General features: G+C 70.3%; 14 protein-coding genes and 1 pseudogene. 8 read left to right on the top strand and 7 right to left on the bottom strand.

The window, feature by feature from the left end; translation table 11 throughout:
- The first annotated feature begins 1 nt into the window (after position 1).
- The 3 genes from ADK65_RS20450 to ADK65_RS20440 all read left to right on the top strand — a co-directional run bounded on the left by ADK65_RS20450 (position 2) and on the right by ADK65_RS20440 (position 4,312).
- Positions 2 to 1,417, top strand: a complete 1,416-nt coding sequence (locus ADK65_RS20450; protein WP_107092340.1) for a PP2C family serine/threonine-protein phosphatase — start codon at positions 2 to 4, stop codon at positions 1,415 to 1,417.
- 100 nt (positions 1,418 to 1,517) lie between these two features.
- Positions 1,518 to 2,864: a vWA domain-containing protein gene (locus ADK65_RS20445; RefSeq protein WP_053671762.1), complete on the top strand. Its 1,347-nt coding sequence runs from the start codon at positions 1,518 to 1,520 to the stop codon at positions 2,862 to 2,864.
- Between the two features lie 32 nt (positions 2,865 to 2,896).
- Positions 2,897 to 4,312, top strand: a complete 1,416-nt coding sequence (locus ADK65_RS20440) for an FHA domain-containing protein (protein WP_053671761.1) — start codon at positions 2,897 to 2,899, stop codon at positions 4,310 to 4,312.
- A gap of 26 nt (positions 4,313 to 4,338) precedes the next feature.
- Here the strand turns inward: ADK65_RS20440 and ADK65_RS20435 are convergent, their stop codons facing one another.
- Positions 4,339 to 5,316, bottom strand: coding sequence for a methyltransferase domain-containing protein (locus tag ADK65_RS20435; protein WP_053671760.1), 978 nt, complete (start codon positions 5,314 to 5,316; stop codon positions 4,339 to 4,341).
- Positions 5,317 to 5,394: 78 nt separating this feature from the next.
- Here ADK65_RS20435 and ADK65_RS20430 point away from each other — a divergent pair, with 78 nt between their 5' ends.
- Complete coding sequence (locus ADK65_RS20430) at positions 5,395 to 5,808, top strand: globin (RefSeq protein ID WP_053671759.1); 414 nt, start codon at positions 5,395 to 5,397, stop codon at positions 5,806 to 5,808.
- A gap of 39 nt (positions 5,809 to 5,847) precedes the next feature.
- Here the strand turns inward: ADK65_RS20430 and ADK65_RS20425 are convergent, their stop codons facing one another.
- Genes ADK65_RS20425 through ettA form a run of 3 tightly spaced genes read right to left on the bottom strand, consistent with a single transcriptional unit; the run spans position 5,848 to position 8,597 of the window.
- Positions 5,848 to 6,516, bottom strand: coding sequence for a hypothetical protein (locus ADK65_RS20425; RefSeq protein WP_053671758.1), 669 nt, complete (start codon positions 6,514 to 6,516; stop codon positions 5,848 to 5,850).
- Entirely contained in the window at positions 6,513 to 6,926 is a 414-nt protein-coding gene (locus ADK65_RS20420; RefSeq protein ID WP_053671757.1) for an acyl-CoA thioesterase, read from the bottom strand. The genes ADK65_RS20425 and ADK65_RS20420 overlap by 4 nt, the downstream gene beginning before the upstream one ends.
- 6 nt (positions 6,927 to 6,932) lie before the next feature.
- The gene (gene ettA, locus ADK65_RS20415) at positions 6,933 to 8,597 is read right to left on the bottom strand and encodes an energy-dependent translational throttle protein EttA (protein WP_053671756.1); all 1,665 of its coding nucleotides are present in this window, start codon (positions 8,595 to 8,597) and stop codon (positions 6,933 to 6,935) included.
- A 407-nt stretch (positions 8,598 to 9,004) separates the two neighbouring features.
- On the opposite strand from ettA, the gene ADK65_RS20405 reads away from it, so the two are divergent.
- Positions 9,005 to 9,592: an SMI1/KNR4 family protein gene (locus tag ADK65_RS20405; protein ID WP_053671755.1), complete on the top strand. Its 588-nt coding sequence runs from the start codon at positions 9,005 to 9,007 to the stop codon at positions 9,590 to 9,592.
- Between the two features lie 238 nt (positions 9,593 to 9,830).
- Here ADK65_RS20405 and ADK65_RS20400 read toward each other — a convergent pair whose 3' ends face one another.
- Both ADK65_RS20400 and ADK65_RS38895 read right to left on the bottom strand, forming a co-directional pair.
- The gene (locus ADK65_RS20400; protein ID WP_078956069.1) at positions 9,831 to 10,376 is read right to left on the bottom strand and encodes a hypothetical protein; all 546 of its coding nucleotides are present in this window, start codon (positions 10,374 to 10,376) and stop codon (positions 9,831 to 9,833) included.
- Between the two features lie 78 nt (positions 10,377 to 10,454).
- Positions 10,455 to 10,586: pseudogene (locus ADK65_RS38895) on the bottom strand (IS5/IS1182 family transposase); the annotation flags it as partial.
- A gap of 603 nt (positions 10,587 to 11,189) precedes the next feature.
- Here ADK65_RS38895 and ADK65_RS20395 point away from each other — a divergent pair.
- From ADK65_RS20395 to ADK65_RS20385, 3 genes are all read left to right on the top strand, one after another.
- Entirely contained in the window at positions 11,190 to 11,750 is a 561-nt protein-coding gene (locus ADK65_RS20395) for a hypothetical protein (RefSeq protein ID WP_053671753.1), read from the top strand.
- Between the two features lie 160 nt (positions 11,751 to 11,910).
- Entirely contained in the window at positions 11,911 to 12,297 is a 387-nt protein-coding gene (locus tag ADK65_RS20390; protein WP_078956068.1) for a glycoside hydrolase domain-containing protein, read from the top strand.
- A gap of 11 nt (positions 12,298 to 12,308) precedes the next feature.
- The gene (locus ADK65_RS20385; protein WP_053671751.1) at positions 12,309 to 12,764 is read left to right on the top strand and encodes a hypothetical protein; all 456 of its coding nucleotides are present in this window, start codon (positions 12,309 to 12,311) and stop codon (positions 12,762 to 12,764) included.
- A 366-nt stretch (positions 12,765 to 13,130) separates the two neighbouring features.
- Here ADK65_RS20385 and ADK65_RS20380 read toward each other — a convergent pair whose 3' ends face one another.
- Positions 13,131 to 14,540: a Cys-Gln thioester bond-forming surface protein gene (locus ADK65_RS20380; RefSeq protein ID WP_078956067.1), complete on the bottom strand. Its 1,410-nt coding sequence runs from the start codon at positions 14,538 to 14,540 to the stop codon at positions 13,131 to 13,133.
- Between the last annotated feature and the right edge of the window lie 265 nt (positions 14,541 to 14,805).

The raw sequence follows: 14,805 nt of genomic DNA, 5'->3' as shown, positions 1-14,805 counted from the left end.
GATGTCGCAGATGCCCCAGTTGTCCGCCTGCCCGAGTTGCGAGGAACCCCTCGAGTCGGGTGACCGTTTCTGCGGTGCGTGCGGATACGACCTGTCCGCCGTGCCGGAGCGGCCGCAGGACAACCCGACCATCGCCATGAACGGCGCGGTGCCCGCCCAGGGCACCCCGGCCGGTGCGTACCCCGAGCCGCCGTCGGCGCCCCCCGCCGGCTCGGCGTGGCCCGCGCCCGGCCCGGACGGCGCGGGCGCCCCGGACGCGGTGCACCTGCCGGCGGACCTCCCCGGCACGGACTCGGGCGGCTCCGCCCTGCCGCCGGAGACACCCCCGCCGCCGAGCGCCCCGCCGGCCGCGGGCGGGGGCGTGCGGTTCGACCGGCCGCAGCAGGCCGACGGGCCCGCCGCGTCACCCGAGATCTACCAGACACAGCCCGACGAGTACCTCCTCCAGGCGCCGGACCCACGGGCGTCCGCTGAGCCGGCGGCCCAGGCCGCGGGCACCGGCGGCAAGGTCTGCGTCGCCTGCCGGGCCGGCCGCGTGGACGACGACGGCTACTGCGAGAACTGCGGCCACGCCCAGCCGCGCGAACGGGACCACATGGAGCAGGAGTCCGGCCCGGTGGCCGCGGTCAGCGACCGCGGCCTGCGCCACCACCGCAACGAGGACGCGTTCGCCATCGGCACCACCGCGCTGCCCGACGGCTCCCCCGCCTCCGTCGCGATCGTCTGCGACGGCGTCTCCTCGGCGACCCGCCCCGACGACGCCTCCGCGGCGGCGTGCAAGGCGGCGAGCGAGACGCTGCTGGCGGCCCTGCCGCGCGGCACCCACCCGCAGCAGGCGATGCACGACGCGATCCTCGCCGCCTCGCGCGCCGTCAACTCGCTGGCCGCGGAGCCCGCCACGGCGCTGGAGCAGGCCCCGCACCAGAACGCCCCCGCCTGCACGATCGTCGGCGCCGTGGTGACGTCCGGCCTGCTGATCGTCGGCTGGGTCGGCGACAGCCGCGCCTACTGGGTCCCGGTCGACCGCGGCGCTCCCCCCGCCCGGCTCACCGAGGACGACTCCTGGGCCGCCCAGATGGTCGCCGCGGGCCTGATGAACGAGGCCGAGGCCTACGCCGACGACCGCGCCCACGCGATCACCGGCTGGCTCGGCGCGGACGCCTACGAACTGGAACCGCACACCGCCGCGTTCAAGCCGGACCGGCCCGGCGTGGTGGTCGTCTGCACGGACGGCCTGTGGAACTACGCGGAGGCGGCCGAGGAGATGGCCCGGGTCGTCCCGCTCGACGCCGCCACCCATCCGCTGCACAGTGCCCGGGTGCTGCTCGGCCACGCCCTCGACGGCGGGGGCCACGACAACGTAACAGTGGCGCTCGTGCCGTTCCCGGCCGTGCCCCAGGGGGCAGGATCGGCCTGAGGCCACGTACGCCGGACGCCTCGGCGGACCGGAGGGGACCGGTCCGCCTACCGTCATCACCCCGCCGCGGCGGGGGCTTTGGAGGGGGAGCGAAGCAGGCATGGCCAACTTCTCGAAATCGAACGTGCCCCAGTTCTCGGTGGACGTCTACCAGAACGAGTACCTGCCGGAGGGCGCCGGCGAGGTCAACGCCATCGTCACGGTGACGGCGACCGGCGGCGGCACGATCGGCAGCGCGGTCGCGGCGCCCCACCTCTACTCGCCCGGCCAGGGCCCGTCCGCGGCCGTGGCGGTCATGGTCGACTGCTCGGGCTCGATGGACTACCCGCCGACCAAGATGCGCAACGCCCGCGACGCCACGGCCGCCGCGATCGACACCCTGCGCGACGGCGTGCACTTCGCGGTGATCGGCGGGACGCACGTGGCGAAGGAGGTCTACCCGGGCGGCGGACGCGTCGCGGTCGCCGACGCCACCACTCGCGAGCAGGCCAAACAGGCGCTGCGTTCGCTGAGCGCGGGCGGTGGCACGGCCATCGGCACCTGGCTGAAACTGGCCGACCGCCTGCTGTCCTCCGCGGACGTCGCGATCCGGCACGGCATCCTGCTCACCGACGGCCGCAACGAGCACGAGTCGCCCCAGGACCTGAAGGCCGCGCTCGACGCGTGCGCCGGACGCTTCACCTGTGATGCGCGGGGTGTGGGCACCGACTGGGAAGTGAAAGAAGTCACAGGGATCGCCTCCGCCCTGCTCGGCACCGCCGACATCGTCGCCGACCCGGCCGGTCTCGCCGCGGACTTCACGCGGATGATGGAGACCGCGATGGGCAAGGAGGTCGCGGACGTCTCCCTGCGGCTGTGGACCCCCGTCAACACGAGCGTGAAGTTCGTCAAGCAGGTCGCGCCGACGGTCGAGGACCTGACCGGCCGGCGCACCGACGCGGGTCCGCGCGCGGGCGACTACCCCCTCGGTTCCTGGGGGGACGAGTCGCGTGACTACCACGTCTGCGTCGAGGTCCCGGTCGCGAACATCGGGCAGGAGATGCTGGCGGGCCGGATCTCACTGGTGGTTCCGCAGCCCGACGGCAGCGTCCAGAACCTCGGCGCGCAGGGTCTCGTACGGGCCGTGTGGACGGACGACATGGTCGCCTCGACGTCGATCAACCCTCAGGTCGCCCACTACACCGGGCAGGCCGAACTGGCGCAAGTCATCCAACAGGGGCTGGATCTTCGCAAGTCCGGAGATATGGATGGCGCGACGGCCAAACTGGGCAGGGCCGTTCAGCTCGCGAGTGCCTCCGGGAACGCCGATACTGCGAAACTGCTTGCGAAGGTGGTGGACGTGGTCGATGCCGCGACCGGTACTGTGCGACTGAAGGCGAAGGTCGCGGAGGCTGACGAGATGACGCTCGAAACCCGTTCCACCAAGACCGTTCGCGTCAAGAAGTGACCTAGAAGAGATCGAAGGAGGGACGCGCCGACATGCCGACCTGCCCGAACGGACACCAGTCGGGTTCCGACGACTGGTGCGAGGTCTGCGGTCACCGCATGGCGGGTGCCGTGCCTCCGCCTCCTCCCCCGCCGCCGCCCGGTGGCTACGGCTTCCCGCCCCCCGCAGGCCAGGGTGGCCCGCAGGGCCCCGGCGGCCGGCCCGGCGGACGCCCGCCGCACCTGTCCGCCGTACCGAACGCCGAGCCGGAGCTCTGCCCGCAGTGCCGCACGCCCCGTGAGGGCGGCGCGCCGTTCTGCGAGGAGTGCCGGTGGAACTTCCTGACGAACACGGCGACGTCGTACACCCCCGCCGCCCCGCCGCCGGGCCCGGGCGGGCGTTTCCAGCCGCCGGGCCGGCAGGGCGGCCCGCCCCCCGGCCCGTCGTACGGCGGTGACTCCTTCGACTACCAGGGCTCCCGCCCGTCGCAGATCAACCGCCCGGCCGAGCCGATCCCGCCGTTCGGCGGCGACCCGTCCGGCCGCCCCGGCCCCGGTGGGCCCGGCCCGGGTGGCCCCGGCCGCCCTCAGGGCGGTGGCTACGGCTACCCGCAGCCCGGCGGTGCCCCGACCTCGCCCGGTCCCGGTGGCCCGGGTGGCCCCGGCGGCTTCGGCGGCCCTCCCGGCCCGGGTGGTCCCGGTGGCCCGGGTGGTCCCGGCGGGCCCGGTGGCTTCGGTGCCGACCCCTCGCGGCCGGTCCCGCCCCCGCCCGGACCCGGCGGACCCGGCGGACCCGGCGGTGCTCCGCAGGCGTTCCACCAATCCGCTCCGCCGGCCCCGCCCGGATTCCCGCAGGAGACCCAGCGTCCCCCGCAGCAGGGCGGTCCGTCCTTCGGCGGCGGTGACGACGACTGGGTGATCTCCCCGCCGACGTCCGGCCCGGGCGGCCAGGGCGGCCCCGGCGGCCCCGGTCAGGGCGGCTACGGCTACCCGCAGCCCGGCGCGACCCAGGCACCTCCCGGCCCCGGCGGTTTCCCGCAGCAGCCCCAGGCGCCGCAGGGACCCTCGACGTGGACCGCGACCATCGGCCCGGACCGCGACTACTTCATGGCGATGATGCAGCGCTCCGGCCCCGAGGCCGCGGGCCTGAACCTGCCCGCGTACTCGCCCGAGCAGCAGCGCACGCTCACCGGCAACCAGCTCACGATCGGCCGCCGCCGGCACTCCACCGGTGACACCCCCGACATCGACCTGTCGACGCCGCCGGAGGACCCGGGCGTCTCGCACCAGCACGCGGTGCTGGTCCAGCAGCCGGACGGCAGCTGGGCGGTCGTCGACCAGAACTCGACGAACGGCACGACGGTCAACGGCTCGGACGAACCGATCCAGCCCTTCGTCCCCGTTCCCCTGCAGGACGGCGACCGGGTGCACGTGGGCGCCTGGACGACGATCACGATCCGCCGCGGCTGAGGCCGCTGGGGAGTCACTGAGATCGTTCACGACGGGAGGGGCCAGGCGTACGGCCCCTCCGGGTCGTCCAGCCAGGCCCACTCCGTCTCCTCGCCGACGGTGATGCCGTAGCGCTCGCGCTGTGGCCTGCCCTCCTGCTCCCACAGTGCGTGCGCCTCCTGCGGGTCCAGGCTGCCCCGGGTGAGGGCCAGCAGGAACCGGAACAGGTCGTCCTCGCGGGCCCGGTGCGGCACCCCGCCCAACTGGACCGGCTCGCCCCCGGGCCGGCCGGCGCCGCGCAGCGGCACGAAGTAGGCGGGCGTGTGCAGGAAGCGTCCCTCGGCGCGCCCCGCTCCGGTCACCGTGAGCAGGATCAGGCCGGTGGCGAGCGGCATGAGGATCCGGCCGCCGGGGCGGCTCTGCGTCACCCAGGCGCGCGGGACGCCGCCCAGGGCGCAGGTGGCGATGATCCGGTCGAACGGCGCCCGCTCGGGCACGCCCCGCGCGCCGTCGCCGGTGACGACCGCCGGGTGGTATCCGGCCGCGTCCAGGTGCCGGCGGGCCGACTCGGTGATCTCCGGGTCGAGGTCGACGGTCGTGACCTTGTCGTCGCCCAGCCGGTGGGCCAGCAGCGCGGCGTTGTAGCCGGTGCCGGCGCCGATCTCCAGGACCGTGTGACCGTCCTCGACGCGCAGCGCGGTCAGCATGTCGGCCATCAGGGACGGCTGGCTGCTGGAGGACAGCAGTTCGCCGTCGCGCAGCCGGGTGGCCAGCGGGGTGTCCTCGTAGGCGCCGCGCAGCCACCGCTCCCGCGCCCCGGGGTCGGCGCTCTCGCCCCAGCGGCGTTCGTAGCCGCCGGCGACACCGACGTAGTAGTACGGCACGAAGAGGTGCCGCGGGACCGCCGCGAAGGCCTCCCGCCAGCGTGGGTCGGCGGCCCAGGCCCCACTCGCCTCGATGCGCCGCACCAGCGCCGCCCGCGCGACGGCGGCGCGAGAGTCGGTGTCCCTGCCGGGTGCGCCCATGTCTCCACAGTAGGGGCAGGGTCCTGGCAGGAAGGGCGGGTCCTAGGTCTTGAGTCCTATGCCGGGGCGTCTGAGACCATGGATCGCGTGAATGAGATTCGGCGCGGCACGCTTCAGGAGCAGACCTTCTACGAGCAGGTCGGCGGGGAGGAGACCTTCCGTCGGCTCGTCCACCGTTTCTACGAGGGTGTCGCCGAGGACCCGCTGCTGCGGCCGATGTACCCCGAGGAGGACCTGGGCCCGGCCGAGGAGCGCCTCGTGCTGTTCCTCATCCAGTACTGGGGCGGCCCCACGACGTACAGCGAGAACCGCGGCCATCCCCGGCTGCGGATGCGGCACGCTCCCTTCGCCGTCGACCGGGCGGCGCACGACGCGTGGCTGAAGCACATGCGGGTCGCCGTCGAGGAACTCGGCCTGTCCGAGGAGCACGAGCACACGTTGTGGAACTACCTGACGTACGCGGCGGCCTCGATGGTCAACACCGCGGGCTGACGCCTGCGGGGCCCTGCCGGTAACGCCCCGGGGGGCTGCTCAGCGGACGCTGACGTCCAGCGCCCCGAGCCCGGCACGTCGTACGGCGACGGACCCGTACGGCGTGCGCAGCCGCAGCCACGCGCCCGACGAGAACAGCGCCGGCGGCACACCGGGCCGCAGGAAACCGAGGGACTGTGCCGCGTGCACGGCCCGGACCGGGAGCGGGGTGTCCCCGACCGTACGGGACCAGACGTCCCGGCCGATCCGGTCCAGCTCGGCCCGCGTCCGCCCCTCGGGGGGCAACGCCTGCGTACGCGAGCGGAACTCGGCGACCACCGAGCCCACGAGCTCGCGCAGCGCCTTGGGAGCCGGCAGCCCCGGCTCGGCCCGCCAGTCGCCCCGGGGCGGCAGCACACCCGCCCACGGCGGCCCGGTCACGGCTCCCGGCACGACGGCCGTGCCGGCCTTCTCGTCCACCGACTCCAGGAACTCACCGGCGGACACGGTCACGTCCAGCGTGACGTCGAGACCCTTCTCGTACGGCTTCGCCAGCCGCACCGCCCGCACGGCGAGCACCTCGAAGGACGGCGGCCGGCCGAAGACGGCCAGTGCGGTTCCGGCGGCCTGCAGACGCACGGCGGCCCCACGGTCGTAGTGAAGCAGCCGGGAGAGGAAGGCGGCGAGATCCGCCGCCTCCCCCTCGTCGGCGAGGTGGAGCACCGTCATGCGGCGACGGCCTCCTCCTCGGCGTCATCCATGTACTCGCGCAGGAACTCCCGCTCCTCCGCGGTGATCCGGCGCGGGCGCTGCGCCTCGAAGTCGAACGGCACGATCACCGTCGAGGCCCGCACGTAGACTTGGTCGTCGTCCTTCACCTCGTAGGTGAGGGTGAAGGACGCGGCCTTTATCTCGGTGACCCACAGCTCGATGTCCACCGGGTGGTGCCGGTGCACGAGCTGCCGCTTGTAGTCGATCTCATGGCGTGCCACCACGGACCCCTGCTTGAAGTCCTTCTCCGGGCGGAACAGGAAGTCGATACGGGCTTCCTCCAGGTAGCGGAGGAACACCACGTTGTTGACGTGGCCGTACGCGTCCATGTCCGCCCAGCGCAGCGGGCAGCGGTAGATGTGCCGCAAGATCGATCAGCCCCGGGTCAGCTTCTTGTAGGTGGCGCGGTGCGGACGGGCGGCGTCCGGACCGAGCCGCTCGATCTTGTTCTTCTCGTACGACTCGAAGTTGCCCTCGAACCAGAACCACTTGGACTCGCCCTCGTAGGCGAGGATGTGCGTGGCCACCCGGTCCAGGAACCACCGGTCGTGGGAGACGACCACGGCCGCACCCGGGAACTCCAGCAGCGCGTTCTCCAGGCTGGAGAGGGTCTCGACGTCGAGGTCGTTGGTCGGCTCGTCGAGGAGCAGCAGGTTGCCGCCCTGCTTGAGGGTGAGCGCGAGGTTCAGGCGGTTGCGCTCACCGCCGGAGAGCACGCCGGCCGGCTTCTGCTGGTCCGGACCCTTGAAGCCGAAGGCGGACACGTAGGCGCGGGACGGCATCTCGACCTGGCCGACGTTGATGTAGTCGAGCTCATCGCTGACCACGGCCCACAGCGACTTCTTCGGGTCGATGTTCTCGCGGCTCTGGTCGACGTAGGAGATCTTGACGGTGTCGCCGACCTTGATGGCGCCGGAGTCCGGCTGCTCGATGCCCTGGATCATCTTGAACAGGGTGGTCTTGCCGGCGCCGTTCGGGCCGATGATCCCGACGATGCCGTTGCGCGGCAGCGTGAAGCTGAGGTCGTCGATCAGCAGCTTGTCGCCGAAGCCCTTGCTGAGGTTGTTGACCTCGACGACGACGTTGCCCAGGCGCGGGCCCGGCGGGATCTGGATCTCCTCGAAGTCCAGCTTCCGCATCTTGTCGGCCTCGGCGGCCATCTCCTCGTAGCGGGCCAGACGCGCCTTGGACTTGGCCTGGCGCCCCTTGGCGTTGGAGCGCACCCACTCGAGCTCTTCCTTGAGCCGCTTCTGCCGCTTGGCGTCCTTCTGGCCCTCGACCTTGAGGCGGGCGGCCTTGGTCTCCAGGTACTTGGAGTAGTTGCCCTCGTAGGGGTAGAGGCGACCGCGGTCGACCTCGCAGATCCACTGGGCGACGTTGTCGAGGAAGTACCGGTCGTGGGTGACCGCGACGACGGTGCCCGGGTACTTCGCGAGGTGCTGCTCCAGCCAGTTCACCGACTCGGCGTCGAGGTGGTTGGTGGGCTCGTCGAGCAGCAGCAGGTCGGGCTGCTCCAGCAGCAGCTTGCACAGCGCGACGCGGCGGCGCTCACCACCGGAGAGGTTGGTGACGGGCCAGTCGCCGGGCGGGCAGCCCAGGGCGTCCATGGCCTGCTCCAGCTGCGCGTCGAGGTCCCACGCGTTGGCGTGGTCGAGCTGCTCCTGGAGCTTGCCCATCTCGTCCATGAGCTCGTCGGTGTAGTCGGTCGCCATCTGCTCGGCGATCTCGTTGAACCGGTCGAGCTTGCCCTTGATCTCGGCGACACCCTCCTGGACGTTCTCCAGGACGGTCTTCTCCTCGTTCAGCGGGGGCTCCTGGAGCAGGATGCCGACCGTGTAACCGGGAGTGAGGAAGGCGTCACCGTTGGACGGCTGCTCGATGCCGGCCATGATCTTCAGGATCGTCGACTTGCCGGCGCCGTTCGGGCCGACGACGCCGATCTTCGCTCCCGGGAGGAAGCTCGTCGTCACGTCGTCGAGGATCACCTTGTCGCCGTGCGCTTTGCGCGCCTTGCGCATGGTGTAAATGAACTCAGCCAAGAGAAACCGTCCGGCAGCTTGAAACTGGCAGTGGGCAGATACACCCCATCTTGCCGTACCGCCAGGGCTGGGCGGAAACGCGTATGGCTGGGCGGTCCTGACCTGGGTCTTTGTGATGGACTGCTGAGACTGGCCTGTCACTGTCGATCGCCGTTGGTCGGTTTCAGGCGCGGGATCTCGCAGACGATCTCGCAGTGAGCGGCGGGCACGACGATGTCCGCCGGCGGTGGACATCTGCTGTCCGGTCCTGCCGTGGAGTTCCGGCGTCGACGTCAACCGGATCAAGACGCTCAGGCGCCGGATGTTCGGCCGGGCGGGCTTCCAGCTGCTGGGGAAGCGAGTCCTGCTCGCAGGATGAGCTCTGGTGCCGTGCGATAGATTGCGTGCGACACGAGAGAAGAGCTCGCATGGACTCCCGCATCCCGCGGTTGCGACGCAAGCTGGCACGCATCCCCTACGCGCCGAACCGAAGCCACTCCTTCGGGGAGGAGCAGCACGAATTTCGTCTCGGCCCCCGCCTCACCAAGGGGCAGGCAGATGCCTTTCAGGCCGAGCATGACGTGGAACTTCCGCAGCCCTATCGAGACTTCCTCACCAACATGGGCGGCAGTGGTGCGTCTCCGTACTACGGACTGATCCCGTTGGAGGACTGCACGCTCTTCACGATGAACTCCGGAGACGCCGGCACGGGCTCAAGGGGATTCAGCCGGGCCTATCGCCCCACCCGCCGTGGTGACCTGTTCCTGCACGTCATCGAACGCGGCTGCAGCGATCTCGTCCTCATAGGCATGACCGGCCCTCTCACCGGGCGCATGCTCATCGGCAACGCCGACGGCTTCTGGGGCCCGAACGTCTCCTCAGCCCCGGACTTTCTCGCCTGGTATGAACGATGGCTCGACCACATGGCTGCCGGGCAGGACAACCGGGCTCTGGAGCTCACCTCACCCCAGCTCAGGGCGCATCCGACTCGGCAGCGGCTCGCTCACTCGCCGTGACCGCAGCGTTGGATGTCAGCGGAACAGTGCGTGAGGCCTGCGAAGCCCTTCTGCAACTGCCGTCTGCTGGATCCTGCCAGTGCCAGGGCAGCACCGGGGGCAGCCGGGGAATGCTGTCACTGCGCTCAAGCAGGCGCCAGGTAGTCATCGGGCAAGGGACTGCCCGCCGCGCCCGTCAGACAGCCAGGGCCTTGGGTCGATGACCGGGCCGGGGCCGGCCGTCCTTCATGCCGTCCTCTCAGGTGTCCGCGCCGTCGGTGGTCGGCAGGAGTGCGGCCAATTCGGCGTTGTCCGGACGGTGGGCCGCCTCGGCTGCCTTACGCAGAACGGCGCGGTCGACCTTGTCCACATCAGCGATCAGATGGATCACCACGCCGTCGCCGGGTACCGCGTATTCGTGGCTGCCACCGGCCTTCCGGTACCAGGCGTCGCCGTCGTGCTCACAGGTGACCTGCTTCTCCGACACCTCGCCCAGCGGCTGCTTGGGGCAGCTCTCTGCCGTCATCGTGCCACGTCCTACGAAGAGGCCGAACTTGGTGGACCCCTTCTCGGACCGATACGCGGCAGCGAACTCGCCGTTGTACTCGCCAACCGACTCCTGGAACACGCTGTAGCCGGAGACCTCGGTGACATAGACGAGTTCCGGCGCGACGCCCCAGTCGCCCGCGGCGGCGTCCAGATCGGCGCTGTCGGCGGCCGTACCACCGCTCTTGTCCGCGTCACATCCTGTAAGGAGAACCGGCAACAAGAGAAGGGGGAGCAGCGCACGCGCGGGTCGCATCATGCGCACATCCTTCCGCACGGGCATCCCGCGAGCACAAGCAATTTCTGGATTCCCCCGCCCATGTCTCCGCCCTCGGCGGTGCCCTGGCCGGGCGACGACGACGGCCAGGGGCAGGCCCCGGCCGTCGCAGGCGAGACGGACCTTGGTCGTCAGCCCGCCGCAGGACCTGCCGAGCGCCTCGTGAGCCGCCGCGCGTGCCGGATCTTCAAGCCGCCCTTCGTCACTGTGGTACGTGCGCCGGGCAGGTGTGACGCGTGGGGCCGTCCGGATGCCGAGAAGTGAGGCCCCTCTCGACGGTCGCCCGCACAGCGCTCCGCTGCAGCTCAGGGACCGCTCAGGCGCGTTGCGACCGGAGAGGTCTGAGAGGACTCTCCGGATACCGGTCACTCAGGGGGCGGAAACCAGCCAACAATCACTGTTGCTTCACCCGGGTTTCACATGCGGCACACCTTCAATTGCCGAGGTACCCAGCGAATACGTCAACCGCTGCGGCCTTCTTCCTTCATGAGGCGTTCAGGCCATCCCTTCCGTCGACCGGCATATATCACTGCACTTCGGCTCGGGTTTATGCCTATTGTGATGCCCGCATGAGGCAGCCGGACCAAGCTGCCCGACCAGGCGACCACTCAACGACCGGGAGCCACTACCAGGGGGACACATCGCTCATGGCTTTTCGCCGGTCTTTCGTGCCCACCGATGCGACCTGTGCAGTTCCCCGCCGGTGTGCGCCCATGCCCAACTCCCGGTGAGCGCCTCAAGAAGCCGCTTACGGTCGTGAACCTGCTCTCTCTCGATGAGGAAACCTGACTTTCCATGCGCAGACTGATACGCAATCTCGCCCTGTCGGCCTCTCTCTTCTCTGTTCTCGCCTTCACTCCGCAGGCCATGGCCGATGACCACGGTCCCTCAGGCAGCAGCATGATCGTGCCCGGGACCAGCGTGAAGTTCTCCGAGAACGGATCCAGTGACCCCCGTACCCGTGCTGTCGCGGCGGAGAACCCTGCCGCTGTCCGCGCCACTGCGACTCTCTGCGGATCCGGGTACGAACTCGAGTCCGCCGAGCAGCTCCCGGACGCCCGTCGATTCGGCACCCTGTTCACGTACACGAGGTCCACGACCAGAGTGTCGGGGGCTTGCGCGGTGTTCGACAACAACCTCGGCACGGCGAAGCGCATGAAGCTGAAGCTGTGCCCGAACAAAACCGGTGTGGACTGCAAGGTGGACGAGGGGACCTTTTCGCAGTACGCAGGCCCGGTCAAAGGCGAGGGCAACCACGACGCCGGCTGGAACAATTGCTCCCGAGTGACCGCGATCATGTGGTCGGACGGCGTAGCGATCATCGACCGAGCCCGGTACGTCGCACCGTGCGACTGACCACGTCCGGGTGTCCGCGTACCAGCGTGCCGTCCCTCACGGCCTTCGCATGGGCGAGCGCTTCACTCTTGACCGTGCGCGGCTGACTACGCCAACGCGTGACAGGGCCTGGCCCCTCGGGGGGAGGCCCTGTCGACCGCGGACGGAAGCAATCTGACGGATTTCGTCACCACCTTCCAGCGGTTCTCCTAACGACGGTTACCGATACGTCGGCAGGCATCTTAAAGAGGCGTCGGCCGACGGCGGATCGAAGATGCTCGACGAAGGCGAACTCTCCACCATCTTCAATGGCGGGCTCCGGGTCTTTCCGATCTTCCAGGACAACGGCAGTTCCCTGGCCGAGTACTACTGGGGGAACGGATACACCCAAGCACCCGCCGGCGAACTGTCCTTCAATCAGATCGAGGAATACAAGGGCACCGACGGAACAGACACCTTCTGGCTGGAACGAGACGCTCACCGAATCGGCAGCGACCCCCGTCAGAGCAGCGTCAACAGGCGAGCTCAGTATCAGGCCAACCAGCAGCGTCTCCTTGGATCGAAGTAGCGTCAGGACGCATGGCCCTCTTCGCTCTCTTCGGCCCGCCCGCGATCACGCTCCTCCTCTTCCTCATCGGAGTGTTCCCGTACGCACTGTGGGTCACCAGGAAGAAGCCCTCACGGAAGGCCCGTCTGGCTGCGGTGGGAAGCGCAGCAGCTCTCGCCGCCTACGGTGCCGGAACCTTCTACGGTCTCGCCTACGCGAATCCGCTCGACCTCTGTGCCACGAGGACCGCCAATGGCGACTACGTGGACACCGGGCGGGACTACAGCCTGGAGTCGGCGACCGTCCATCACTTCCCCCCATCCGTCACCTGCCATTGGAGCAGCGGATACAGCACCAACGATGGGGCGTTCTGGACCACGCCTCTGCTTTACGCCGGGCTGGCCTGCGCGACCGTCTGCTTCACCTTGATACTCATCGACCGCTCGAAGCGCAGAAGGGCCCCCCGTGGCAACGCGCTTGACGCGTAGACGGGTTCTCGGTCTCGGCCTCGGGACCGGGGCAGCATCAGCCTTCGCGACCACCGGCCCGGCTCAGGCCGCCCCTACTGCCGACGCGCACGCCTGGACCAGGCGCGAATCGGCAAACGGCTGGCCCATCCTCGATCGCGCTGGGAGCCGATGTGAAGAACACCGGCATGAGCGAAGCCGAGCAGGGATCAATCCGAGATTCGATTTTCCGCTCTCGGCTGCACGCCGGGTGACAGTGAGCGGCCGTCCATCTGGATCGACGACGAGATCAGCGCCGTGGACCGCCTCGCCGCGTGGCTCCGTGCCGTCCGTATCGGCCGGCGCCCGAACACTCCCGGTCAGGTGCCGGGCCGGTGTCCGCCCGGGTCACTCCCCCGACGTCGGCTCCCTGCGACGCAGCACGATCAGGGTGGCTCCACCGATCACGACCAGGCCGATCGCGACGCCCGCGATCAGGGGGGTCATGCCGGAGCTGCCCGTCTCGGCGAGGTTGGTGTCGGAGGCCGTGCCGCCCACGGTCATCGGGCTCGGCTCGCTGAGGGTCTGGGTGGTCGTGCCGGTGTCGCTGCCACGCGTCCGGCAGTCCAGCATGCCGGTGAAGCGCTTCTCGAGACCGTTGGGGCCGTGGATGGTGAAGTCGTAGGCCTGGTCCTCCTGGAGCGGGACCGTCACCGTGCGGGACTCGCCCGCGGCGATGGTGTGCTGCAGCCCGGCCAGTTCGAAGGTGAACGGCTCGTCGCCCTTGTTGGACGCGATGATGTCGACGCCGCCCTCGGCGCAGTTCTTCGCCGCCGACAGCGCCGGGACCGCGCCCTGCTTCGCCCACGTCGCCCCGGCCGTCGCGGACACCGTCGACTCGCTGGAACCGGCCAGGATCTGCGTCTGGCTGCGGCTCTCGGAGGCGAAGGCCCGGCCGACCGGCACGGTCGTCGAGGCCTGCACGGTCAGTTCCGACGTGCCAGGCGCCGCGTCCTCGGGCACCTCGAAGTACACCTGACCGCCGTCGGACGTGGAGGTGACGGCCTTGCCCTGCTTGTCGACGACCCGCACCCCGCTCGTGGCGGCGTCGGCGGGCGGGGTGACCGTCGCGCTGCCGGCGTTGGTGCGCACCGTCACGGGTCCGAGCAGCTCGCCCGGCCGACCGGAGACCGCGGACGGCTCGAGGGTGAGCGAGGCGCGGGGCTCGGGAAGGTTGCGGGCGCTCTTCTCCAGATAGTCCGCGAGCTGCTCGGCCTGCGGATCGAGGGCGTCGACGGCGGCGTCGTCCGAGTAGCGCCAGATCGCCACCTGTGTGCCGGCCGCCGCGTCCTGTTCGGTCAGCGCGCCCCGCACGCCCGCCTTGCGCGCCAGCGTCGCGAGGTCGTTCACCTGCGGGTAGGAGTTCTGCAGGATCCAACGGATCTTGCCGGCGTCCTGGTTGGCCCCCAGGGACGTGCCGCTCCAGGGCGTCTCGTGGTACTTGGCGTCCCGCTGCGTGGGGTTGTGGAGATCGACGCAGTACGTCTGCAGCATGCCGCCGCCGTCGACGGACATCTCGAACAGGCCCGCCGAGATCTCCTGGTCACCGGTGCCGGCGTGTATCACCGCCGCGCCGAACGTCTTGAGGCCGCCTATCGTCGCGGCCGCCCCGCCCTGACTCTGCGTCGTATCGTCGGCGGCCGCCCGGTCGGCACCGGCCAGCCCGCCCGCGGCGACAAGGCCGGACACCACCGTGGCGGTGGCGAGGCGGGCCGCGCCTCGCCTGCGTACGAACAGCTCAGAGAACGAAGCAAACACCAAATTCCCCTTCGAGCAGGACCTGTTGATGTGGGGGGACGGTCCCACCTGCAGAATCAGAAGCCTCACCGGACACAGAAGTCCCGAGAGCCATGTCCGGCATCCTAGGGACGCGGGAGACCTCGCCCGCCGGTCAGACGGTCGGACGAGTGATCCGACTCGGAATCGTTATCGCCAACACCCCCGGCGAGCAGGGCTTATCGACAAATCGCCCCTGGTCGTTCGGTGCGCACTCGCCGATAAGCCGCAGTCCGGGCGGGCCCTG

Origin of the sequence: Streptomyces sp. NRRL B-1140 (assembly GCF_001280065.1) — a bacterium.
Classification (GTDB): Bacteria; Actinomycetota; Actinomycetes; order Streptomycetales; family Streptomycetaceae; genus Streptomyces.
This window is presented reverse-complemented; position numbering and strand designations above follow the sequence as displayed.

What these genes read in the sequence shown, in the direction of transcription:
- ADK65_RS20395 (WP_053671753.1), top strand. Translation starts at nt 11,190, where the DNA reads ATGCGCAGACTGATACGCAATCTCGCCCTGTCGGCCTCTCTCTTCTCT.
- ADK65_RS20385 (WP_053671751.1), top strand. Translation starts at nt 12,309, where the DNA reads ATGGCCCTCTTCGCTCTCTTCGGCCCGCCCGCGATCACGCTCCTCCTC.
- ADK65_RS20425 (WP_053671758.1), bottom strand. Translation starts at nt 6,516, where the DNA reads ATGACGGTGCTCCACCTCGCCGACGAGGGGGAGGCGGCGGATCTCGCC.
- ADK65_RS20430 (WP_053671759.1), top strand. Translation starts at nt 5,395, where the DNA reads ATGGATCGCGTGAATGAGATTCGGCGCGGCACGCTTCAGGAGCAGACC.
- ADK65_RS20440 (WP_053671761.1), top strand. Translation starts at nt 2,897, where the DNA reads ATGCCGACCTGCCCGAACGGACACCAGTCGGGTTCCGACGACTGGTGC.
- ADK65_RS20405 (WP_053671755.1), top strand. Translation starts at nt 9,005, where the DNA reads ATGGACTCCCGCATCCCGCGGTTGCGACGCAAGCTGGCACGCATCCCC.
- ADK65_RS20450 (WP_107092340.1), top strand. Translation starts at nt 2, where the DNA reads ATGTCGCAGATGCCCCAGTTGTCCGCCTGCCCGAGTTGCGAGGAACCC.
- ADK65_RS20435 (WP_053671760.1), bottom strand. Translation starts at nt 5,316, where the DNA reads ATGGGCGCACCCGGCAGGGACACCGACTCTCGCGCCGCCGTCGCGCGG.
- ADK65_RS20445 (WP_053671762.1), top strand. Translation starts at nt 1,518, where the DNA reads ATGGCCAACTTCTCGAAATCGAACGTGCCCCAGTTCTCGGTGGACGTC.
- ADK65_RS20400 (WP_078956069.1), bottom strand. Translation starts at nt 10,376, where the DNA reads ATGATGCGACCCGCGCGTGCGCTGCTCCCCCTTCTCTTGTTGCCGGTT.